Source organism: Streptomyces sp. AM 4-1-1, assembly GCF_029167625.1.
In the GTDB taxonomy this organism is placed as follows: domain Bacteria; phylum Actinomycetota; class Actinomycetes; order Streptomycetales; family Streptomycetaceae; genus Streptomyces.
The window spans coordinates 527,335-552,963 of record NZ_CP119145.1 but is presented as its reverse complement, the minus strand read 5'-3'; the positions used below and the strand labels follow the sequence as shown (position 1 = coordinate 552,963).

Annotated in this window: 4 protein-coding genes; 2 read left to right on the top strand and 2 right to left on the bottom strand. The window is 74.6% G+C overall.

The genetic code is table 11. The features are described 5' to 3' along the window. Nucleotides 1-11: 11 nt before the first annotated feature. Both PZB75_RS02110 and PZB75_RS02105 read right to left on the bottom strand, forming a co-directional pair. Nucleotides 12-1,124 (bottom strand): arylcarboxylate reductase, encoded by a 1,113-nt coding sequence (locus tag PZB75_RS02110; protein ID WP_275533564.1) that lies wholly within the window; start codon nt 1,122-1,124, stop codon nt 12-14. Beyond that, nucleotides 1,121-2,083 carry an ACP S-malonyltransferase gene (locus tag PZB75_RS02105; RefSeq protein ID WP_275533563.1) on the bottom strand — a complete coding sequence of 321 codons (963 nt, stop codon included), beginning with the start codon at nt 2,081-2,083 and terminating at the stop codon, nt 1,121-1,123. The genes PZB75_RS02110 and PZB75_RS02105 overlap by 4 nt, the downstream gene beginning before the upstream one ends. Nucleotides 2,084-2,360: 277 nt before the next feature. Here PZB75_RS02105 and PZB75_RS02100 point away from each other — a divergent pair, with 277 nt between their 5' ends. Together PZB75_RS02100 and PZB75_RS02095 are read left to right on the top strand one after the other, a co-directional pair. Beyond that, nucleotides 2,361-11,237 (top strand): type I polyketide synthase, encoded by an 8,877-nt coding sequence (locus tag PZB75_RS02100; protein WP_275533562.1) that lies wholly within the window; start codon nt 2,361-2,363, stop codon nt 11,235-11,237. Then, nucleotides 11,234-25,615 carry a type I polyketide synthase gene (locus PZB75_RS02095; protein ID WP_275533561.1) on the top strand — a complete coding sequence of 4,794 codons (14,382 nt, stop codon included), beginning with the start codon at nt 11,234-11,236 and terminating at the stop codon, nt 25,613-25,615. The genes PZB75_RS02100 and PZB75_RS02095 overlap by 4 nt, the downstream gene beginning before the upstream one ends. Nucleotides 25,616-25,629 lie beyond the last annotated feature (14 nt).

The window sequence follows — 25,629 nt, the reverse complement described above, 5'->3', positions numbered from 1 at the left end:
GGCGGAGGACGTCAGTAGAGCCCTTCGGGAGCCGATGATGTTATTTGCAGCGGGCGGACATTGGCGACACCGTCACAGGGCCACGCGTCGCCGCAGTCATGACGCAGCGCCTGATCGCGTTCGAGCACATTGGGCAGGAACAGATCGTCGTGCAGCACGGTCAGCCGCACCTGCCCGGCCGCCCCGTACGCCACGGTGGTGGACCAGTCCTCCTTGTCCACCACCGCCATGGTCACCTGCGGGTAGTTCGGCGCGTACGCCAGCGGCTCCCCCTCGTCGCCCACCGGCAGACCGGCCGCGTTGCCGAAGGTGTTGCCGTAGCTGAGGCCGCAGATCCCGCCCCGCAGAGCGGTCACGAAGTCGCGGTACATGTCGGGACTGATCTGGGTGCCGCTGAGGCGTACCCCGTCGAGGGCGGCCACGGCGTCGGGGTGCCGCTGCCGGAGGACCTGGAGGATCGCCGGGGTGGTGTTGAGGTAGTGGACCGAGCCGAGACCCAGCACATCGACGATCTGCTCCAGCAGATGGGTGGTGTACTCGTTGGCGTCCGCCAGCCGGCCGGCGCGGATGAGCCGCTTCACCCAGCGCGGGTCCATGTCGATCCCGTACACCTGCCCGGCGTGGAGCTCGGCCGCCTCCCAGACGCCGTTGCCGATCAGATGCGGGCCGGTCGGGGTGGCCTGGAGCCAGGTCCGGTGGGGCAGGAAGCCCTCGCTGACGAACGACCAGCGGCGCCACGCGCCCCGGTGCAGCAGCATGTCGGGGGTGTAGAAGACCCGGCAGGGGGTGCCGGTGGTGCCGCCCGAGTCCCACACCCGGCCGGTCAGCGGGCGCGGGACGGCCAGCGGGACCAGCTCCGACGGGTCCTGCGACCGCAGCACGTCCAGCGGGAACGGGCCGAACGCCGTGAGCTGTTCGTGACGGGTGATGTCCCGCGGATCGAAGTCCAGCTCCGCCGCCCGCCGCAGCCAGTACGGACTGCCGGTACGGGGGTCGAAGTGCCGCCGGACGACCCGGCGCGTCCACCGGTCGAGATCGGTGCCCAGCCAGTCCTCGACCAGCGCGTCGCACTCGGCGCCCCGGTGCGCGTACGCCTCCCCGGCCCCACGGACCGTGGTGGTCACCGGGGTGCCCCCGCCGGGGGCAGGTCGATGCCGAGCTCGTACACGGTGGTCAGCACCTGCTCGATGTGTTCCGGCCGGTCGACGTGCACCACCGGGAACGGGAACCTGAGGATGCCGTCCGGGATGGACCCGCCCATCACGAGCCCCAGCCGCACCCCTTCCTCCTTCATCCCGGCGTACACATCCACCAGGCTGACCGGGTCGGTGGCGTTGCGGTGGAAGAGGTCACGGACGTCGTCCGCCGTGGCCAGCCGTCCGCGCTCCAGACAGGACAGCAGCGGCAGTGAGGGAGACACGAAGGTCATGCCGTCGACGTAGGGGGCCATGAAGTCGCGGTAGGGGCGGCGCAGCGGCGAGTGGACCGCGATCGTCCGGTCCGGCAGCGGAACCATCGTGCCCGGGGTGACCTCCGCCGCCAGCTCGTCCAGCGCGGCCCGCTCGCCCGAGAGCATGATGATGCTCATGGCCCCGTCGGCGGTCGGACCGAAATCGCCCGACGCGTGGACACCGGGACGCCCCTCGCCCCGGTACAGGGCGAGATCGGCGTCCGCCGCCACGAAGGCGAGCGCGAGCCCCTGCTCCGGAGAGCCGGCCGGCGGCTCGGGGGCGTACCGCGAGTGCGAGAGCATCGCGAAGAGATCCTGACGGCTCACCGCCCCGGCCAGCGCGCTCGCGGTCATCGCCCCGAGGCTCAGCCCGCCGAGCACCGAGGGGCGCAGACCGTGTCCGACGAGCACGTCGTGGACACCCAGGGCCAGGGCGGTCTCGCGTATGGTGCCGACGCTCTGCCGCTCCTCCGGGGCCTCCGGCAGATCCTCCTCCAGGATCTGCCCGACCGTCAGTCCGGTCCATTCCGCGATCTCCTCGTACAGATCACGCATGACCGGATATGCCTTGTGGAGTTCCACTCCGTGCACTTCGGTTCCCACGCCGCCGCCGAACAGAAATCCCAATGCCATGAACGTCTCCCGTGAGCATTGCGCGAGCAGAGAATTTCGGCCACGGCGGGGCTCCGTCGAATGGCCGCTGAGTCCGGGACCGTGCTGCCACCGTACCCAGGGTGCGGCCGCCTGGAAACAGGATTCGCCAATATTCGCCAGGAGCTTTCCCCGGCGCATGATGTCGCGGACGGCGTCATCGAAACGATATGCCGAGGTGGCAGTGTTCTCGCTGTGTCCGCGTAATTGGCTCTCCGACACCGCGACGAGAAAAGCCGGAAGTGAGGGGGTATTCGTGATGCCAGGTATTGGTCCGAGGACACCTGTCGCAGTCGTCGGATATTCCTGCCGTCTTCCCTCGGCCCCGGACCCCGACGCGTTCTGGCAGCTGCTCGTCGAGAGCCGGCACGCGATCACCGAGGTTCCCCGGGACCGGTGGGACGCGGCCGCGATCGCGGCGGCCGGGGCCGCGCCGGACGCGGAACGCGCCCGCTGGGGCGGCTTCATCGACCGGCCCGACCTGTTCGACGCGGGCTTCTTCCACATCTCGCCACGCGAGGCCACCGCCATGGACCCGCAGCAGCGGCTCGTGCTGGAGCTGGGCTGGGAGGCCCTGGAGCACTCCGGAACGGTCCCCGCCGAACTCGCCGGCAGCGCCACCGCCGTCTTCGTGGGCGCGATGCTGGACGACTACGCGGTGCTGCGGGCGAGGCAGGGCGCCGGGCGGATCGACCGCCACACGGCCGTCGGCACCCACCGGTCCATGATCGCCAACCGGCTCTCCCAGCTCCTGAACGCCCGGGGCCCCAGCCAGACCGTGGACTGCGGACAGTCGTCCTCGCTGGTGGCCGTCCAACTCGCCTGTGAGAGCCTGCGCTCGGGCGAGTGCACCGCCGCGCTGGCGGGCGGGGTCAACCTCAATCTCGCCCTGGAGAGCGCGCTCGCCACCGCGGGTTCCGGCGCGCTCTCCCCGGACGGACGCTGCCGCACCTTCGACGCCGCGGCCGACGGCTATGTACGGGGCGAGGGCGGCGCGCTGGTCCTGCTGAAGACCCTCGACCAGGCGCTCGCCGACGGCGACCGGGTCCGGTGCCTGATCCTCGGCGGCGCGGTCAACAACGGGGCCGCGGCCGCCGGACTGACCGTGCCGGACGCGGACGCGCAGGCGGAGGTCATCCGGCTCGCCCACCGCCGGGCCGGGGTCGAACCCGCCGACGTGCAGTACGTGGAGCTCCACGGCACCGGGACCCGCGCCGGGGACCCGGTGGAGGCCGCCGCCCTCGGCGCCGCGATCGGCGGCCGGCGCCCGGCCGGACTGCCACTGGCCGTCGGCTCCGCCAAGACCAACGTCGGTCATCTGGAGGGCGCGGCCGGGGTCACCGGACTGCTGAAGGTGATCCTCTCCATCGAGCGCCGGGCACTTCCCGCCAGCCTGCACTTCACCACCGAGCACCCGCGCATCCCCCTGGACCGGCTGAACCTGACCGTCCAGCGGTCACTCGGCCCCTGGCCCAGGGCCGACCGGCCCAGGACGGCCGGAGTCAGCTCGTTCGGCATGGGCGGCACCAACTGCCACCTGGTGCTGTCCGACCGTACGGAACCGGCCACCTCGGCGCCGAGTGCCCCGGCGCGCCCCGCCGCCGTCCCCGTACCGGTGCTGCTCTCCGGCCGCGACGAACAGGCGCTCCGGGGACAGGCCGCGCGGCTGCTGCGCCACCTCGCGGACCGGCCAGGACAGGGGCCCGCCGAGACCGGCCACGCCACCGCCGCCACCCGGACCCACTTCGAACGCCGGGCGGCGCTGCTCGCCCCCGACCGCGACGGCCTCCTCGCGGACCTGGGTGAACTGGCCGAGGGGCGCACCGGTTCCCGCACGGTCGAGGGCGTCGCGCGGTCCGGCGGACTCGCCTTCCTCTTCACCGGGCAGGGCAGCCAGCGGCCGGGCATGGGGCGGGGGCCGTACCGGGCGTTCCCCGAGTTCGCCGCCGCCTTCGACGCGGTGTGCGACGAGTTCGACACCCTCCTCGATCTGTCGCTGCGCCGGCTCGTCCTGGGCGGTGAGGGGGCGCCGGACCCCGTGCTCCTGGACCGGACCGAGTACACACAGGCGGCGCTCTTCGCGTACGAGACCGCCCTGTTCCGGCTGTTCGAGGCGTGGGGCGTCGTCCCCGACGCCGTGCTCGGCCACTCCGTGGGCGAACTCGCCGCGGCCCACGCGGCCGGGGCGCTCTCGCTGCCCGACGCGTGTGCACTGGTCGCGGCGCGCGGCCGGCTGATGCAGCGGCTGCCGTCGGGCGGCGCCATGGTGTCGGTCCAGGCGTCCGAGGACGAACTGCGGCCCGGCCTCGATGACTTCGCCGGACGCGTCACGATCGCCGCCGTCAACGGCCCGGCCGCCACCGTGCTCTCCGGTGACGAGGACGCGGTCCTCGCACTCGCCGGGCGGTGGCGCGAGCGTGGCCGGAAGACCGGGCGGCTGCGGGTGAGCCACGCCTTCCATTCCCCGCACATGGACGCCATGCTCGACGACTTCCGGCAGGTCGCCGAACGCCTGGAGCACCGGACGCCCGCGATCGCGGTGGTGTCCAACCTCACCGGCCTGGCCGTCGAGCCGGACCAGCTGTGCTCGGCGGACCACTGGGTCCGGCACGCCAGGGACAGCGTCCGCTTCCTGGCGGGCATGCGCACCCTGGAGGCCCGTTCCGTCACCACGTGCCTGGAGATCGGGCCCGACGCCGTGCTCGGCGCGATGGGCCGCGACTGTGTGGCACCCGGGTCCATGACGTTCGTTGCGGCGGCGCGCGCCGAGCGGGACGAGGTGGCCACCCTGACCGCCGCGCTCGCCCAACTGCACGTACACGGCGTTCCGGTCGCCTGGCGGCGGCTGGCCGGCGGCCCCCGCTCCCGGATGGCGCCGCTGCCCACCTACGCCTTCCAGCGCCGGCGGTACTGGCTGACCGACGTACCGCGCCTCCAGGACGTCACGCCGGGACCGGTGGCCGGTGGCGCCGACAGCGCGTCCGGCGCCGGGGAGGCGGGTGCCGGGGAGGCGGGCACGGGTGGGGCGGGTGCCGCTTCCCCCGAGCGGACCCTCGTCGGCGCGGGCGCGGAACTCGCCGCGCTGGTACGGGAACAGGTCGCGCGGGTCCTCGGCCACGGCACCGGGCAGGACGTGGCGGCCCGGCTCTCGTTCAAGGAGCTGGGATTCGACTCCCTGATGGGGGTGGAGCTCTCCGATCTCCTCGGCCGCGCCACCGGAACCACGCTGCCGAGCACGCTGATCTTCGACCACTCCACGCCCGACGCCCTGATCACGCATCTGCGGAACGAGCTGTCGACGGGCGCGGGCGCGGGCCATGGCGCCGTCGACGCACCGGCCGGAACCCCCGCGCACGGCGACGGTCCCACCGGTGATCCGGTGGTGATCGTGGGGATGGCGTGCCGGTTGCCGGGGGGTGTGTCGTCGCCGGAGGATCTGTGGGATCTGGTGGCGTCGGGTGGGGACGGTGTTTCGGGGTTTCCGGTGGACCGGGGCTGGGATCTGGAGGGGTTGTTCGATCCGGACCCGGACCGGGTGGGGAAGTCGTATGTGCGGGAGGGGGGGTTTCTGCATGACGCGGGGGGTTTCGACGCTGAGTTCTTCGGTATTTCGCCGCGTGAGGCGTTGGCGATGGATCCGCAGCAGCGGGTGTTCCTGGAGACGGCGTGGGAGGCGGTGGAGCGCGCCGGGATCGATCCGCGCTCGCTGCGTTCCACCCCCACCGGAGTGTTCGCCGGGATCTTCGGCTACCGGGACCAGGACGCCTCGGTACAGGGCCCCGACGACGCCCTCGAAGGCAGACGTCTGACGGGTGGGGCGGGGAGTGTGTTGTCGGGTCGGGTGTCGTTTTCGTTGGGGCTTGAGGGTCCTGCGGTGACGGTGGATACGGCGTGTTCTTCGTCGTTGGTGGCGTTGCATCTGGCGGTGCAGTCGTTGCGTGCGGGGGAGTGTTCGTTGGCGTTGGCGGGTGGGGTGACGGTGATGTCGTCGCCGGGGACGTTTGTGGAGTTCAGTCGGCAGCGGGGTTTGTCGGTGGATGGTCGGTGTCGTTCGTTCGGTGTGGGGGCGGATGGTACGGGGTGGGCTGAGGGTGTGGGTTTGTTGGTGGTGGAGCGGTTGTCGGATGCGGTGCGTCGTGGGCATCGGGTGTTGGCGGTGGTGCGGGGTTCCGCGGTGAATCAGGATGGTGCGTCGAATGGGTTGACGGCGCCGAGTGGGGTGGCGCAGCGGCGGGTGATTCGTGCGGCGTTGGCGTCGGCGGGTTTGTCGGGTGCGGGTGTGGATGTGGTGGAGGGGCATGGGACGGGGACGCGTTTGGGTGATCCGGTGGAGGCTCAGGCGTTGTTGGAGACGTATGGGCGTGAGCGGTCGGGTGGGCGTCCTTTGTGGTTGGGGTCGTTGAAGTCGAATATTGGTCATGCGCAGGCGGCTGCGGGTGTGGCTGGTGTGATCAAGATGGTGTTGGCGATGCGGTTCGGGGTGTTGCCTCGTACGTTGTATGTGGAGGAGCCGTCGCCTTTTGTGGACTGGGCTTCGGGTGGTGTGGAGTTGTTGTCCGAGGCGCGGGTGTGGGAGCGGGGTGAGGGTCCGCGTCGTGCGGCGGTGTCCTCGTTCGGGATCAGTGGGACCAACGCGCATGTCGTGCTGGAGGAACCACCTCCCACCGACGACCACCGACCCGCCACCGACACCACCGACAGCGCGGATGAGACCGCGCCCACCGTGCTCTGGCCGCTGTCCGGCCACACCGAGGAGGCGCTGCGCGCACAGGCCCGCCGGCTGCGCGCACACCTCGTCGCCGAACCCCGGCCGCGCCCCGTCGACATCGGCCATTCCCTGGCCACCACACGCGCCGCCCTCGACCACCGGGCCGTCCTCCTGGGCGACGACCGGGACCGGCTGCTCGACGATCTCAGCACGCTCGCCGAAGGCGGTCTGCCGCACGGAGCCGCCCGAGGCATACCCGACGGCGGCGGGACGGCGTTCCTGTTCACCGGACAGGGCAGCCAGCACCCGGCGATGGGGCGCGAACTCCGCGGCGCCTTCCCGGAGTTCGCACGCGCTCTGGACGAGGCGTGCGAGGCGTTCGGAGATCTCCTGGGGCGCCCGCTGCGCGAGGTCGTCCTCGCCGGGGAGGACTCGGCCGAAGCGGAACTGCTGGACCGCACGGTGTTCACCCAGGCGGCGCTGTTCGCCCATGAGGTCGCCCTGTTCCGCCTGCTCGGACATCTCGGGGTGCGGCCCGACCGGGTGGCGGGGCACTCCATCGGCGAACTCGTGGCCGCGCATGTCGCCGGAGTGCTGTCGCTGGAGGACGCCACCACGCTGGTGGCGGCGCGCGGCCGGCTGATGCAGGCGCTGCCGCCGGGCGGCGCGATGGTGTCCGTGCAGGCTCCGCAGGAGACCGTGGCGGCGCTGCTCGCCGGAGCGGACGGGCGGGTCGCCGTCGCCGCGGTGAACGGCCCGGTCTCCTCGGTGCTCTCCGGCGAGGAGCACGCCGTACGGGAGTTGGCCGACCGGCTGACGGAACTGGGCCACAGGACCCGGCGGCTGCGGGTCAGCCACGCCTTCCACTCACCGCTGATGGACCCGATGCTCGACGAGTTCCGGGACGTCGCGCGCCGGCTCACCTACCGGGAGCCCGCTCTTCCCCTGGTGTCCGGACTGACCGGGCGCACCGCCACCGCGGAGGAGGTGACATCGCCCGAGCACTGGGTGCGGCACGTCCGCGGGACCGTGCGGTTCGCCGACGCGGTGCGCGCCCTCCGCGACGCGGGGGTGACCACCTTCGTGGAGGTCGGGCCCGACGCGGTGCTCACCTCCATGGGGCAGGACTGCCTCACCGGGGAACCGGACGCCCGACGACCCGAGTTCGTGGCCACCCAGCGTCGGGGCCGGTCCGAGGCGCGGGCACTGACCCAGGCACTGGGGCGGCTGCACGTACGTGGCGCCGGGCCCGACTGGGACGCGGTGTTCGCCGGTACCGGAGCGCGACGCGTCGACCTTCCCACGTACGCCTTCCAGCACCGCCGCTACTGGCGGAGCGCGGCCCCGGTCCGGGCCACGGACGCCACGGGGCTGGGGCTGCGGGCGACCGGGCATCCGCTGCTCGGCGCGGTGGTGCGGCCGGCCGGTTCCGAAGAACTGCTGCTGAGCGGGCTGTTGTCGGTGGAGACCCAGCCCTGGCTCGCCGACCACACCGTGCTGGGCCGGGTCCTCTTCCCGGGGACCGGTCTGCTGGAACTGGCGCTCCAGGCCGCCGGGCTCGCCGGGTACGAGGAGCTGGCGGAACTCACCCTGGAGGCGCCGCTGGAACTGCCGGAGAAGGGCGCGCTCCAGGTACAGGTCCTGGTCGGCGGGCCGGACGGGAACGGGCTGCGGACGCTGACCGTGCACGCCAGGCCCGACGGGGACGCCCCTGGCGCCATCCCCGGGGGCGTGGTGTCGACGGTGTCGTCGGACGACGGCTGGACCCGGCACGCGAGCGGAACACTGGCCCCGGGTGGACCGGGTGGACCGGGTGGACCGGGCGACGAGGCTGGTGGGCTCGGAGTTGCCGGAGTCGCCGGAGTCGCCGGAGCCGGCGGTGCGTCCGGGGCGGCGACCGTCGCGTCCGGGACGGTCGCCGCCCCGGACGCCGACTGGCCGGTGCCCGGCGCCGTGGCGGTGGACCTCGACGGCTGGTACGACACGCTGGCCCGGCAGGGTTTCGGCTACGGGCCGGCGTTCCGGGGGCTGCGGGCGGCCTGGCGGCGCGGTGACGAGGTCTTCGCCGAACTCGCCCTGGGCGAAGGGCAAACGGGCCGGACGGACGGTTTCGGCCTGCACCCCGCGCTGCTCGACTCGGCCCTGCACGCCATCGAACTGGGCGCGCTGCCGGGCGGCCGGGGAACACATCTGCCGTTCGTCTGGAGCGGGGTGCGGCTGTACCGCCCCGGGGCGTCCGCGGCCAGGGTACGGCTGACCCCGGTCGGCCCGGACGCGGTCTCCCTGAGCCTGACCGACGACACGGGGCGCCCGGTCGCCTCGGTCGCCTCGCTCGCCCGGCGGCCGGTCACCGCCGACCGGCTCGGACCGGCCGGGGGCGGGCCGGTCGCCTCGCTCCTGCGGATCGACTGGGAGCCCGTCCCCCCGGGCCCCGCCCGGTCCTCCGTGTCCTGGGCGGTGCTCGGAGACCCCGCCACCGTCCTGGCGGACGGGACGACGGCGCCCAGGACGTACGAGGACCTGGAGTCGCTGGTCGGGGCGCTGTCCGCGGGCACGGCCGCGCCGGATCTGGTCCTGGCCCCCTACACCCGCCCGGCGTACCCCGCGGGCGACGACCCCGACCTCCCGGCGACGGTCCGCACCGCCACCCACCAGGCGCTGGCCCTGGCACGCGGCTGGCTCGCGGACGAGCGGTTCGCCGCCTCCCGGCTGGTCGTCGTCACCCGGGGCGCGGTCGCCGCGCCCCGCACCCCGGACGGGAACGCGGACCGGGCCGTCCCCGTCGACGTGCCCGACCTGGCCCGCGCGGCCGTCTGGGGACTGCTGCGGTCCGCCCAGACGGAGAACCCCGACCGGATCGTGCTGCTCGACCTCGACACCGCACCCGGCGCGCCGCTGCCCCCACCCCGGGAGCTGGCCGCCGCACTGGCCGGTGGCGAGCCTCAACTCGCCTTACGCGACGGTGTGTTCCTGGCACCTCGGGCGGTGCCGGTCCGGCGCGGACCCGAGGCGCAGGACCGCACCGGGCCCTGGGGCCCCGACGGCACCGTACTGATCACGGGCGGGACCGGGGCGCTGGGCGCCCTGGTGGCCCGCCACCTGGTCACCGAACACGGCGTCCGGCAGCTGCTGCTGGCCGGCCGCCGGGGGGACCGGGCCCCGGGAGCGGCCGAGCTGGTGGCCGAGCTGGCCGGGCTGGGGGCCGAGGCCACCGTCGTGGCCTGCGACGCCGCCGACCGGCCGGCCCTCGCGGAACTCCTCGCCGGTATCGGCCCGAAGTGGCCGCTGACCGGTGTCGTGCACGCGGCGGGCGTCCTGGACGACGGAGTGCTGGCCGCGCTGACCCCGGAACGGACCGACACCGTGCTCCGGCCGAAGGTGGACGGCGCCTGGAACCTGCACCGGCTGACCCAGGACATGGACCTCACCGCGTTCGTCCTCTTCTCCTCCGTGCAGGGCCTGGTGGGCGGCGCGGGGCAGGCCAACTACGCGGCGGCCAACACGTTCCTGGACGCCCTGGCACACCACCGCGGCGCCCACGGACTGGCAGCCGGAGCACTGGCCTGGGGCCCCTGGGCGGAAGGCGGCATGGCGGAAGAACTCGCCGACGCCGACCGGGCCAGATTCGCCCGCTCCGGGATGCGCCCCCTGGCCCCCGTACCAGGGCTGCGGCTCTTCGACGAGGCCGTGGCGCTCGGCGCCCCCGCTCTCGTACCACTGGCCCTGGACACCACGGGGCCCGCGGCGCGCGGCACCGAACCGCCGCGTCTGCTGCGCGGGTTGTTCCGTACCGGGACCGCGCGCCCCACGGTCACGCCCGCCTCCGCCGGGGGCGCCGGACCGGACGCCGGGCTGGTCCGGCGGCTCACCGGACTGGACCCCGCCGACCAGGACCGCGCACTGCTCGATCTCGTACGGGCCGAGGCGGCCGCCGTCCTCGACCACGACGGTGTGGCCACGGTCGACGCGGACCGGACGTTCAAGGCGCTCGGGGCGGACTCGCTCACCGTCATCGAACTCCGCAACCGGCTCAACCGGGCGACCGGGCTGCGGCTGGCCGCGACCGTCGTCTTCGAACACCCCACCCCCCTTCAACTGGCCGCTCGCCTACGGGCCGAGCTGCTGCCCGAAAGCGCGACGGAAGCCGCCCCCCGGCCGGACGGCGACGCCGGCGGGACCGTACTGAACGAGGCCAGGTTCCGGCGGGAACTCGCCGCCCTGCCCGTGGACCGCATCCGCGGGGCCGGCCTGCTGCCGGGACTGCTGGCGCTCCTCGGCCCGGACCCCGCCCACGACGAACCCCCCGAGGCACCGGGCGCGGAGCGCGCCGGGGAGGACGACCTCATCGACGGCATGGATGTCGCCGACCTGATCCGCATGGCACGCGAAGGCGTCGAGTCCCCCGAGCCCGGAAGGGGCAAAGCATGACCACGTCGTCCGAAGCAATAGTCGAGGCCCTGCGGGACGCGCTCAAGGAGACCACCCGCCTGCGCAAGGAGAACCAGCGCCTGCTGGCGTCCGCGCAGGAACCCGTGGTGATCGTGGGGATGGCGTGCCGGTTGCCGGGGGGTGTGTCGTCGCCGGAGGATCTGTGGGATCTGGTGGCGTCGGGTGGGGACGGTGTTTCGGGGTTTCCGGTGGACCGGGGCTGGGATCTGGAGGGGTTGTTCGATCCGGACCCGGACCGGGTGGGGAAGTCGTATGTGCGGGAGGGGGGTTTCCTGCATGATGCGGCGGGTTTCGACGCTGAGTTCTTCGGTATTTCGCCGCGTGAGGCGTTGGCGATGGATCCGCAGCAGCGGGTGTTCCTGGAGACGGCGTGGGAGGCGGTGGAACGGGCCGGGATCGATCCGCGCTCGCTCCGTTCCACCCCCACCGGAGTGTTCGCCGGAATCATGTATCACGACTACGGGCCCCGGCTCCACCACTCGGCCGGCGAGACCGACGGACACCGTCTGACGGGTGGGGCGGGGAGTGTGTTGTCGGGTCGGGTGTCGTTTTCGTTGGGGCTTGAGGGTCCTGCGGTGACGGTGGATACGGCGTGTTCTTCGTCGTTGGTGGCGTTGCATCTGGCGGTGCAGTCGTTGCGTGCGGGGGAGTGTTCGTTGGCGTTGGCGGGTGGGGTGACGGTGATGTCGTCGCCGGGGACGTTTGTGGAGTTCAGTCGGCAGCGGGGTTTGTCGGTGGATGGTCGGTGTCGTTCGTTCGGTGTGGGGGCGGATGGTACGGGGTGGGCTGAGGGTGTGGGTTTGTTGGTGGTGGAGCGGTTGTCGGATGCGGTGCGTCGTGGGCATCGGGTGTTGGCGGTGGTGCGGGGTTCCGCGGTGAATCAGGATGGTGCGTCGAATGGGTTGACGGCGCCGAGTGGGGTGGCGCAGCGGCGGGTGATTCGTGCGGCGTTGGCGTCGGCGGGTTTGTCGGGTGCGGGTGTGGATGTGGTGGAGGGGCATGGGACGGGGACGCGTTTGGGTGATCCGGTGGAGGCTCAGGCGTTGTTGGAGACGTATGGGCGTGAGCGGTCGGGTGGGCGTCCTTTGTGGTTGGGGTCGTTGAAGTCGAATATTGGTCATGCGCAGGCGGCTGCGGGTGTGGCTGGTGTGATCAAGATGGTGTTGGCGATGCGGTTCGGGGTGTTGCCTCGTACGTTGTATGTGGAGGAGCCGTCGCCTTTTGTGGACTGGGCTTCGGGTGGTGTGGAGTTGTTGTCCGAGGCGCGGGTGTGGGAGCGGGGTGAGGGTCCGCGTCGTGCGGCGGTGTCCTCGTTCGGGATCAGTGGGACCAACGCGCATGTCGTGCTGGAGGAACCACCTCCCACCGACGACCACCGACCCGCCACCGACACCACCGCCCCACTGCCGCTGGTCCTCTCGGCCCGCACCGCCGAGGCGTTGCGGGACCAGGCCCGCCGGCTGCTGCCGGTCCTGCGCGCGGACGGCGGACCGGAGCCGCGCGACATCGGGCACACCCTGGTCACGGCCCGTTCCACGTTCGTGCACCGGGCGGTCCTCGTGGGCGACCGGACGGAGCTGGCGGAAGGGCTCTCCGCACTCGCCGCCGCCGAACCCGGCCCGGACGTCGTGGCGGGCGAGGCGTCCGGCACGGGCCCCGTCGTGTTCGTCTTCCCCGGCCAGGGCTCCCAGTGGACCGGCATGGCACGCGAACTCCTCGACGAGTCACCCGTCTTCGCGGCCCGGATGGCCGAGTGCGAACAGGCCCTCGCCCCGCACACCGACCGGTCGCCGACCGAGGCGATCCGCTCCGGCCGCACCTGGGACCGGGTCGACGTGGTGCAGCCCGCGCTGTTCGCGGTGATGGTGTCGCTCGCCGAGGTGTGGCGGTCCTTCGGAGTGACGCCGGACGCCGTACTGGGCCACAGCCAGGGCGAGATCGCCGCCGCCGTCGTCGCGGGCGCCCTGACCCTGGAGGACGGCGCCAAGGTGGTGGCCCTGCGCAGCCGGGCGATCGGCGCGCTCGCCGGACGCGGCGGCATGGTGTCGGTGGCGCTGCCGGGCGACCGGGTCACCGCACTCGTCGCGCCGTGGTCCGGCCGGCTGTCCGTCGCCGCGGTCAACGGACCGACGTCGGCCGTGGTGTCCGGCGACCCCGACGCACTGCGGGAACTCCTCACCCACTGCGGGACGGCCGGGGTACGCGCCCGCCGGATCGACGTCGACTACGCCTCGCACTCCGCCCACGTCGAGGAGATCCGCGACCCGCTCCTGGAAGCGCTGGCCGGACTGCGCCCCGCCGACGGCCACGTCCCGCTCTACACCACGGTGGGCGACGGCGGCTGGCTGGACGCGGCCGGGATGGACGCGGACCACTGGTACCGCAACCTCCGCGGGACCGTGGCCTTCGAACCCGCCGTCCGGGCCCTCGCCGCCTCGGGCTACACCGCGTTCATCGAGGTCAGCCCGCACCCCGTACTGACCACCGCGATCCAGGAGACCGTGGAGGACAACGGCGCCGAGGCGACCGTGCTGGGCTCGCTGCGGCGCGACGACGGCGGAGCGCGGCGAATGCTGCGCTCGGTCGGGGAGGCACACACCCACGGACTCGTGGTCGACTGGGCGGCGGCCTTCGCCGGGACCGGAGCCCGGGTGACCGAGCTGCCCGGCTACCCCTTCCAGCACAGCCACTACTGGCTGCCCGAGCCCGACCCGGCCGCGACCGGCACCGGGGCCGACGACGAGCTGTGGGCCGAGGTGGAACGGCGGGACCCGGCGGAACTCGCCGACACCCTGCGGGTCGACCGCGACGCGCTGGACCGGGTGCTGCCCGCGCTGACCGCGTGGCGCGGCGAACGGGCGCTCGGCAGGCACGCCGATGCCTGGAGCCACCGGATCGGCTGGCAGCCCCTCTCCCTGGGCCCGGCCGGCCCGCCCCCCGGCCGGTGGCTGGCCGTGGTCCCCGCGCCCGGACTCGGCGCCGATGTGGTGGACGCCCTCACCGCCGCCGGAACCGATCTGGTCACCGTCACCCTGTCCGGCCCCGGACACGACCGGCGGTCGCTGGCCGGGCTGGTCCGCGCCGCCGTCGCCGACCGGCCGGTGGCCGGGGTGCTGTCCCTGCTCGCCGAGGAGGACCGCGCGCACCCGGACCACCCCGACCTGCCCGGCGCCGCCGCACTGACCCTCGCCCTCGCCCAGGCACTGGGCGACGCCGGGCTCGACGCCCCCCTCTGGTGCGTCACCCGGGGGCTCGTCGTGACCGGCTCCGGTGAGCGGCCGGGGCGGGGCCCGGTCCAGGCGGCGGTCGCCGGACTGGGCCGTACCGTCGCCCTGGAACACCCGGACCGCTGGGGCGGCCTCGTCGACCTGCCCCCCGTCCTCGACGCGCGATCCGCCGGCCGGCTCCGCGCGGTCCTGGCCGAGGTGGACGACGAGGACCAGGTCGCCGTACGGCCCTCCGGCGTGTACGGCCGACGGCTCCTCCCGGCGGCGCGGCGCACCCCGCCGGGGGAGTCCTGGCAGCCACGCGGCACGGTGCTCGTCACCGGGGGAACCGGCGGGGTCGGCGCCCAGGTCGCCCGCCGGCTCGCCGAACTCGGCGCGCGGCACCTCTTGTTGATCGGCCGCAGGGGCCCGGCGGCTCCCGGCGCCGACGAACTGCGGGCGGAACTCACCGCGTCCGGCGCGGAGGTGACCATCGCGGCCTGCGACGCGGCCGACCGTGACGCGGTGGCGGCGGTCGTCGCCGCGATCCCGGAGAGGTACCCGCTCACCGCCGTCGTGCACGCGGCCGGGGTCCTGGACGACGGGATCGTGGACGCCCTGACCCCGGAACGCATGAGCTCCGTGCTGCGGGCGAAGCTCACCGCCGCGCGCAATCTGCACGAGGCCACCTCGGGCCTCGGCCTGTCCGCGTTCGTCGTGTTCTCCTCGCTGATGGGTGTGGTCGGCAGTGCGGGCCAGGGCAACTACGCCGCCGCCAACGCGGCCCTCGACGCCCTCGCCGCCGAACGCCGGGCCGACGGACTGCCCGCCACCGCGATCGCCTGGGGAGCCTGGGCGGGCGGCGGCATGGTCGAGGAGCGGATCGCCGACCGGCTGCGCGGCATGGGCATCACCCGGATGGCACCCGACCTCGCCGTACGCGCCCTCGCCCCCGCGGTCGAGGGCGGCGAGGACCTGACGGTCGTCGCCGACGTCGACTGGCCCCGCTTCGCCCTCGGCACCGGTCTGCACGCCACCGCCCTGCTCAGCGGCCTGCCCGGCATGGCGACCGCCCCGACCGCGGACGAACCCGGCATCCCGGCCGCACCGATGCCCGCCCAACTGGCCGCGCTGCCCGCCGCCGAACGCATCCGCCACCTCACCGAACTGGTCCAGGCCCACGCCGCGGCCGTACTGCGGTACGGCTCCGCCACCGGGATCGTCCCGGCCAGGGCCTTCGCGGAACTCGGCTTCGACTCGCTGACCGCCGTGGAACTGCGCAACCGGCTGGCCACCGCCACCGGACTGCGGCTGCCCACGACCCTGCTCTTCGACCACCCCACCCCGCGGTCGCTCGCCGCCCATCTGCTCGACCGGCTCCACGACGAGCACGCCCCGGCACCGGCCGCCGCGCCCGTACCGGCCACCGGCGGCCCGGCGCCGCACGCGGACGACGAACCGATCGCGATCGTCGGGATCGGCTGCCGGTTCCCCGGAGGCGCGCACGGTCCGGAAGCCCTCTGGGACCTCCTCGTGAGCGGCCGGGACGTCATCACCGACTGGCCGGACGACCGGGGCTGGGACACCACCCGCCTCTACGACCCCGACCCCGACCGGCCGGGCACCACCTACAGCGTGCGCGGCGGCTTCCTGCACGACATGGCGGGCTTCGACGCGGACTTCTTCGGGGTGTCGCCGCGCGAGGCGCTGGCCATGGACCCGCAGCAGCGGCTCCTGCTGGAGTCCTGCTGGGAGGCGGTCGAACACGCCGGGGTCGACCCGGAGTCGCTGCGCGGCCGGCCCGTCGGCGTGTACATCGGGACCAACGGACAGGACTACTCGACCACGCTCGACGGGGTGTCAGGCGTGTCCGAGGGACACCTGATGACCGGCAACACCGCGAGTGTGATGTCCGGCCGGGTCTCCTACGCGCTCGGCCTTGAGGGGCCCGCCCTCACGGTCGACACCGCGTGCTCCTCGTCCCTGGTCACCCTCCACCTCGCGGTGCAGGCGCTGCGGCGGGGCGAGTGCGCGCAGGCCCTGGCCGGTGGCGTCACGGTGATGTCCACCCCCCGGCTGTTCGTCGAGTTCAGCCGCCAGCGCGGACTGGCCCCCGACGGCCGGTGCAAGGCGTTCGCCGCCGGCGCCGACGGCACCAGCTGGTCCGAGGGCGTGGGCATGCTCCTGCTGGAGCGGCTGTCCGACGCCCGCCGCGAAGGGCACCGGGTGCTCGCCGTGGTGCGCGGCACCGCCGTCAACCAGGACGGCGCCAGCAACGGACTGACCGCCCCCAACGGCCCGGCGCAGCAACAGGTCGTCCGGGCCGCCCTCACCGACGCCGGACTGCGCGCCGACGAGGTCGACGCCGTGGAGGCACACGGCACGGGCACCCGGCTGGGCGACCCGATCGAGGCCCAGGCGCTCCAGGCGGTGTACGGGGCCGAGCGGCCGTCCGGCCGTCCGCTGTGGCTGGGTTCCGTCAAGTCGAACATCGGCCACACCCAGGCGGCGGCAGGGGTGGCCGGGGTGATCAAGATGGCGCTGGCGGTACGCGGGGCGACGCTGCCCGGCACACTGCACGCCGAGGTGCCCAGCCCGCACGTCGACTGGTCGGCGGCGGGACTGCGTCTGCTCACCGAACGGATCGCCTGGCCGGAGACCGGGCGGCCGCGCCGGGCCGGGGTGTCGGCGTTCGGTATCAGCGGCACCAACGCGCACGTGATCCTGGAGCAGGCCCCCGAGGACGCCGAAGCCGGGGACGACGCCGCGGGTGCCGGAGTCGCGGGGTCCGGGCCGGGGACCGCGGGTACGGGCCCGGGGGTCGTTGAGGGTGTACGGGGTCCGGTCGCCGAACCGGAGGACGAGCGGCCCGGTGCCCCGGCGGCCCCGGCCGTGGTGCCCCTGCTGCTGTCCGCCCGCGGCCCGGAAGCCCTCCGGGCACAGGCCGCCCGGCTGGGCGGACATCTGGACGCCCACCCCGGCATCCGGCCGGTGGACCTCGCCCACTCCCTCGTGACGGGGCGGGCCGCGCTGGAGCACCGGGCGGCCGTCATCGGCGCCACCCCCGCCGCCACGCGGCGCGCGCTCGCGGCGCTGGCCGAGGGCGGCCGGGACAGCGGGCTGGTCACCGGCCAGGCAGGCACTCCCGGCCGGACGGCGTTCCTCTTCCCGGGCCAGGGCAGCCAGTTCGCCGCCGCGGGCGCCGGGCTCCACCGGGACGAGCCGGTCTTCGCCGACGCCCTCGACGACGTACTCGCCCATCTGGCCCCGCACCTCGACCTGCCGCTGCTCGACATCATGTTCGCCGCCGAGCACACCGAGCCCGCGCGGTCGCTGGACCGGACCCGGTACACCCAGCCCGCTCTCTTCGCCCTGGAAGTCGCCCTGTTCCGGTTCGCCGAACACCGAGGAATCGTGCCGGACGCGCTGATCGGCCACTCCGTCGGTGAACTGGCCGCCGCCCACTGCGCCGGGGTGCTCGACCTGGCCGACGCCTGCGCCCTGGTCGCCGCGCGGGGCCGGCTGATGGACGAACTGCCCGAGGGCGGCGCCATGGTGGCCGTCGAGGCGGCCGAGGCCGAGGTGCGTGAGGCGCTGGGCGACGGAGCGGTCTCGATCGCGGCCGTCAACGGGCCCGCCGCCACGGTGCTCAGCGGAGACACCGACGCAGTGCTGGCCGCCGCCCGGGAGTTCGCCGCGCGCGGACGCCGCACCAAACGGCTCACCGTGAGCCACGCCTTCCACTCCGCCCGGACGGACGCCATGCTCGACGCGTTCCGCCGGGTCGCGGAGGACCTGTCCTACCACGAACCCCGCATCCCGGTTATCTCAGATCTGACCGGTGAACCCGCCACCGCCGGGCAACTGGCCTCGCCGGACTACTGGGTGGCGCACGTCCGGGGCACCGTCCGGTTCCTGGACGGCGTCCGGCGGCTGCGCGCCGACGGGGTCACCACCTTCCTGGAGACCGGCCCGGGCGGTGTCCTCAGCGCCCTCGTCCCCGAGTGCCTGCCGGACTTCGAGGGCTGCGAGGCCGTGCCGCTGCTCGTCAAGGGCAGGCCGGAGGCGCGGTCGGCGGTCGCCGCGCTGGCCCGGCTGTACGTACGGGGCGTGCACGTCGACTGGCCGGCCCTGTGGCGCGGCGCCGATGTGCGCCGGGTCGAGCTGCCCACGTACCCCTTCCAGCACCGGACGTTCTGGCCTCGGCCCGCGCCCCCTGCCCCCTCGGACACCGACCGGCTGCGCTACCGGATCGGCTGGCAGCCGCTCACCGTCCCGGCCGGCCCCCGGCTGACCGGGACCTGGCTGCTGGTCATCCCCGAGGACACCGGAGGCCGTGGGCGTCCCATGGAGGGGGCAGGTGGCCTGAATGCCGAACAGCCGGACCCGGTAGGGGAGTTCGCCCGGTCCTGTGAGCGGGCGATGACTGAGTGCGGCGCCGAGGTGCGCATCGTCGCGGTCGCGCCCGGAACCGGACGTGCCGAACTGGCCGACCGGCTCCACGGCCCGGTGGACGGTGTGCTGTCCTTGCTGTCCCCGGCCTCCTCCCTGTCCCCGGCCTTCTCATCACCCTCCGTCTCCTCGCCGTCCTCCGTCTCCTCGCCGTCCCCCGTCTCCTCGCCGTCCCCCGTCTCCTCGCCGTCCGCTGCCGACGATGCGACGGGCACCGCGCTCACGCTGCTCCTGGTCCAGGCCCTCGGCGACGCGGCCAACGGCGCGCCGCTGTGGTGCGCCACCACGGGCGCGGTACGCACCGACCGCACCGAGGCGCCGTCACCCGCGCGGGCGCAGCTCTGGGGACTGGGCCGGGTGGCCGCACTGGAACACCCGGACCGCTGGGGCGGACTCGTCGACCTGCCCCGGGACCCGGATGCCACCGCCCTGCGCACCCTGTGCGCCGTCCTGTCCGGCGCCCTCGCCGGGGAGGACCAACTGGCCGTGCGCCCCGCAGGGTTGTTCGCCCGCCGACTGCTGCGCGCCACCGGCTCCCCGGCGCTCCCCGAGGACGGCCGGCGCAGTCGCGGCACCGTCCTGGTGACCGGCGGCACGGGCGGACTCGGCGCCCGGCTGGCGCACTGGCTGGCCGAGGACGGGGCGGAACACCTGGTGCTGACGGGCCGACGGGGGCCCGACGCCCCGGGCGCCGCCGAACTCGCCGCCGAACTGGAGCGGACCGGGACCCGCGTGACGGTGGTGGCCTGTGACGTCGCCGACCGGGAGGCCGTCGCACGGCTGCTGGCCGGGCTGGACGCGGCGAACGAGGACCTCCGGGCGGTCTACCACGCCGCCGGTCTGGTCAGCGACACCCCGCTGGCCCGGTGCACCCCGGCCGGAATCGCCGCCGAGCTGGCGGCCAAGGCGGCCGGAGCCGATCATCTGGACGGGCTCCTCGGCGACCGCCCGCTCGACGCGTTCGTACTGTTCTCCTCGATCGCCGGAACCTGGGGCAGCGGCGGGCAGGCGGCCTACGCGGCGGCCAACGCCCATCTGGACGCGCTCGCGGCCCGTCGCCGCGCCCGGGGACTGGCCGGCGTGTCCGTGGCGTGGGGGCCGTGGGCGGGCGCGGGCATGGCCCACGGCGACGCGGGCACGGCGCTGCGCCGCCACGGACTCGTCCCGATGGCCCCGGAGACGGCGCTGGCGGAGCTTCGACGGGCCCTGCACACCGACGAGGCCCATGTGGTGGTCGCGGACGTGGACTGGGCGCGGTTCGCCCCGGCCTTCACCTCGGCACGCCCCAGCGCGCTGCTGAGCGCCCTGCCGGAAGCCGCCACCGGGACACCCGAGGCGACCGCGACGGGCGCCACCGACGGCTGGAGGCGCCGCCTCGCGGACGTGCCCGCCACCGAGCGCCGCCGACTGCTGGTCGACCTGATCAGCGCGGAGGCCGCCGCCGTCCTCGGTCACGACACGGCGGGCCGGGTGGACCCGGGACGACCGCTGCGCGACATCGGGTTCGACTCGATCACCGCCGTCGAGCTGCGCAACCGGCTGGCCGCCGCGACCGGTCTCAAGCTGCCGGTCGCCGCCCTCTTCGACCACCCGACCGCCACCGACCTCGCCGGACACCTGCACACGGAGCTGACCGGCACCGCCACCGCACCCGCGCCGCTCGCCGCGCAGCGCGCGACCACCGCCGAACCCCTGGCGATCGTCGCGATGGCATGCCGGTTCCCGGCGGGCGTCCGTTCCCCGGAAGACCTCTGGAAGCTGGTGGCCGAAGGCACCGACGCCGTCACCGAACTGCCCACCGACCGGGGCTGGGACCTCGCCGCGCTGTACGACCCCGACCCCGACCACCCCGGCACCTTCTACGCCGCCGGAGGCGGATTCCTCGACGGGGCGGGCGAGTTCGACGCCGGGTTCTTCGGGATCTCACCGCGCGAGGCACTGGCCATGGACCCGCAGCAGCGGCTGCTCCTGGAGACCTCCTGGGAGGCCCTGGAGCGGGCGGGCATCGACCCGGCCTCCGTACGGGGCACCAGGGGCGGTGTCTTCGTCGGCGTCGCCTCCCAGGGGTACGGGACCGGGCCGCTGGCCGCCACCGACGACGTCGAGGGGCACCTGCTCAGCGGCAACGTCACCAGCGTGGCGTCCGGCCGCGTCGCGTACACCCTGGGCATCGAGGGTCCCGCGGTCACCGTGGACACCGCCTGCTCCTCCTCGCTCGTCGCACTGCACCTCGCCGGACAGTCGCTGCGCGCCGGGGAGTGCTCCTTCGCGCTGGTCGGCGGGGCCGCCGTGATGGCCGGTCCCGATGTCTTCGTGGAGTTCAGCCGTCAGCGCGGTCTGTCGCCCGACGGCCGGTGCCGTTCGTTCGGTGACGGGGCGAACGGCACCGGCTGGGGCGAGGGCGTCGGCATGCTGCTGGTCGAGCGGCTGTCGGACGCCCGGCGCGAAGGCCATCCGGTGCTCGCCGTGGTGCGCGGCACCGCCGTCAACCAGGACGGCGCCAGCAACGGACTGACCGCCCCCAACGGCCTGGCACAGCAGCGCGTGGTCCGCCAGGCACTGGCCAACGCCGGGCTGACCGCGGGCGACATCGACCTCGTCGAGGCCCACGGCACGGGGACCGTACTCGGCGACCCGGTGGAGGCTCAGGCGCTCCTCGCCACGTACGGGCAGGACCGCCCGGCCGGGCGACCGCTCTGGCTGGGGTCGCTGAAGTCCAACATCGGCCACACCCAGGCGGCCGCCGGGGCGGCCGGTGTGATCAAGACCGTGCTGGCCATGCGGCACGGGCTGCTCCCCAGGACGCTGCACGCGCACGAGGCGACCACCGGGGTGGACTGGTCGGCCGGCACCGTCCGGCTGCTCACCGAGGCCCGCCCCTGGGAGGTGACCGACGGCCACCCGCGCCGGGCCGGGGTCTCCTCCTTCGGCATGAGCGGCACCAACGCCCACGTACTGCTCGAAGAGGCCCCCGCGCGCGTACCCGCTCCTGGCACGGACACCTCGTCCGCACCCGCCCCCGACTCCTCCACCTCGTCCGTGCCCGGCCCCGCCACCGGATCGGGGCCGGCCGACGCGCCCGCCACCGAGACCTCGGCCCGGGAACCGTCCGCCGCCGTCCCCTGGCTGCTCTCCGCCCGCTCCCCGGCGGCGCTGCGCGACCAGGCGCGCCGACTCCTGACACACCTGACGGGCAGTCAGGAGCCGTTCGCCGCCCCGGCGGAAGTGGCACGCGCCCTCGCCACCACCCGCACCGCGTTCGAGCACCGTGCCGTCGTCATCGGGCACGGCCGGGAGGATCTGCTGCGCTCCCTCGCGGACCTCGCCGACGGCACGGCCGCACCGGGGGCTGTCGTCGGCGACGGCCCGGCCGACGCCGTCAGGACCGTCTTCGTCTTCCCCGGCCAGGGCTCGCAATGGGCCGGTATGGCGGTGGAACTCCTCGACTCCGTACCGGAGTTCGCAGACCGGATCGACGCCTGCGAACGGGCCCTGGCCCGCCACGTGGACTGGTCGCTGACCGGTGTGCTGCGCGGTGCGCCCGGCGCCCCGTCCCTGGACCGGGTCGACGTCGTCCAGCCCGCGCTCTTCGCCGTGATGGTCGCCCTGGCCGAACAGTGGCGCGCCGCCGGACTGAGGCCGGACGCCGTGGTCGGCCACAGCCAGGGCGAGATCGCCGCCGCCTGCGTGGCCGGAGCGCTCACCCTGGACGACGCGGCCACCGTGGTGGCGCTGCGCAGCCGCGCACTGCGCCGGCTGTCGGGGGAGGGCGGCATGGTGTCGCTCGCCGTCCCGGAGGCGCGCGCCCGTGAACTCCTCGCGCCCCACGGCGACATGCTCTGTGTCGCGGCGGTCAACGGCCCGGACGCCGTCGTGGTGGCCGGTGAGCCGGCCGCGCTCGACGCGCTCCTCGACGCCTGTGAGCGCGACGGGGTACGCGCCAGACGGCTCCCGGTCGACTACGCGGCGCACTCCGCCCAGGTGGCGCGGGTCCGCGAGGAACTGCTCACCGCGCTGGCCGCCGTACGGCCCGGCCCCTGTGACATCCCGATGTACTCCACCGTGACCGGCGAACGCCTCGACGGGACACTGCTCGACGCCGACTACTGGTACCGCAACCTCCGCGAACCCGTCGCGTTCGCGCGCACCACCGACACCCTGCTCGGCGCGGGTTTCGGACTGTTCGTCGAGGTGAGCCCGCACCCCGGACTCACCATGGGTGTCGAAGGCACCGCCGAGGCCAGGGCCGCCGCGGTGGGGGCCGACGCCACCGCCCGCCCGGCCACCGCGATCGGCACGCTGCGCCGCGACGACGCCGGCCGGACCAGGCTGCTCACCTCACTGGCCGAGGCGTGGACCCGTGGCGCGGCCGTGAACTGGTCCGAGGTGCTGGACCCGGCGGTGCCCGGCGTCCCGCCGGCCGCGCTCCCCACCTACGCGTTCCGGCGGGACCGCTACTGGCTGCCCACCCCCGGCAGAGCGGCTGCCGCCCGGCCCGCCGACGCGCCGGGCCGACCGGAGCAGGACCGCTTCTGGGACGCCGTGGACAGCGGCGACCCGGACGTGCTGGCGGCGGCCATCGGCGCCGGACCGGACGCCGTACCGCAGGGCTTCGGCCCGGCGCTGCGCGAGGTGCTGCCGGTGCTCTCCGGCTGGCGGCGCGCCCACCGCGACGCGGCGGCCGTCCGGTCGTCGGGCTACCGGACACGCTGGCAGCCGCTGCCGGACGCTTCGGCCGCACCGCCGGCCGGTGACTGGCTGCTCGTCGTACCCGCGCAGCACACCGACGATCCGCTGGTCACCGCCTGCCGGGCCGCCGTCGAACTCGGCGGGGCACGGGCCACCGCCGTGACCGTGCCGCCCGGCGGGGACGCGGACGGGATCACGCGTACCCTCTCCGCCGCCCTCACCGGGCCGCCCGCCGGGGTGCTCTCACTGCTCGCCCTGGACGAACGGCCCACGAGCGGACCGGACTCGGCGCCCGGCGGACTCGCCGCCACCCTGGAGCTGCTGCGGGCCCTCGGCGCCCCGGCCGACCCCGGTGCCCCCGGTGGCGAGGCCCCGCTGTGGTGCGTGACCCGGGGGGCCGTGGCCGCCGTACCGGGCGAACCACTCACCCACCCGGCCCAGGCGCAGCTCTGGGGCCTCGGGCAGGTCATCGGCCTGGAACAGCCCCAGCGCTGGGGCGGCCTGATCGATCTGCCGCCCGAGCCCGACTCCGCGGTGGTGCGCCGGCTCGCCACCGCGCTCGCGGGCGGTTACGACGAGGACCGGCTCGCGCTGCGCTCCGAGGGGAGCCATGTGCACCGCCTGGTGCGCGCGGCCGAACCCGTCGGACCGGCCACCCGTCCCTGGAGCCCGGAGGGAGGCACGGCCCTGGTCACCGGCTGCCCCGAGGAACTGGGCGCGGAGATCGCCCGCTGGCTCGCCCGGCGCGGCGCCGACCACGTCGTGCTCGCCGTCGACAGCGCCGAAGCCACCGCCACCGGCCGTGCCACCGAGGGGCCCGGGGACCGGGACCCGTTCCGTCGGCTCAAGGAGGAACTGGCTTCCCTGGGAACGGAACTGACCGGCGTCGAACTGGGCCCGGCCGATCGGGCCGATCCGGCGGGGCCGGACGCCCTGGCCGTGCTGCTCGCCGCCCTGCCGGCCGACCGTCCGCCGACCACGGTGGTCCACCTCGCCCGGGTACCGGGCACCGGAGCCTCCCTGGCCGAGCTCACCACGGCCGGGATCGATGACGCACTGCGTTCCACGGTGACCGCCGTGCGCGGCCTCGACAGCCTCCTGGGCGACGACGAACCGTCCGCGCTGGCCGTGCTGTTCCCGCTCGGCGGCGTCTGGGGCGCCGCCCGGCAGGGCGCCGCAACCGCCGCGTACGCGGGCCTCGAAGCCGTGGTCCGGCAACGCGCGGACCGGGGCGCCCGCGGTCTGACGCTGGCACTCGGCGGCCAGGACCCGGAGGCCGTCGACGTCGAGGGACCGGTCACCCCCGAGACGGTCACGGGGATGCTCCAGCGGCTGCTGGAGCGGGACGGGTCCGGCGCCGTCGCCGCGGACATCCACTGGGACCGGATCGTGGCCTCCGTACCCACCCCGCGACGGCTGCGGCTGCTGCGTGAACTGCCCGAGGTGGAGGCCGCGTCGAAGGCAGCCGCCGACGAACCGGGCACCCCGGCGGCCGAGTTGGCCGAACGGCTCGCTCCGCTCGACGAACCCGCCCGGCGGCGGCTCCTCCTCGATCTGGTCACCGGTCACGCGGCCGCGATCCTCGGCCGGACCGGACGCCAGGCGCTCCAGCCCGACCAGGCGTTCTCCGCCGTCGGCTTCGACTCGATGCTCGCCGTGCGGTTCCGCAACCGGCTGCGCGCCGCCACCGGACTGCCCCTTGCCGCCACCGTGACGTTCGACCACCCGACCCCGGCCGCGCTCACCGGTCACCTCTACGAGGGTCTGTGCCCCGCGTCAGGACCCGTGAGCGGTGCCCTGGCCGAGCTGGAGCGGCTGGAGGAGGCCCTGGCCGCCGTGGGACCCGATGCCGAGGGGGCCGAGGATGTCGGCGTCCGCCTTCAGGAACTGCTACGGCGCTGGGCCGAACGGGCCCTGCCGCCGGACGCGGCGAACCGTCCCGACGCGCTCGAATCGGCCTCCGCCGACGAGCTCTTCGAACTCCTTGACAACAACTTCGGCACGGTCTGAGGGAGCGCTGCGAA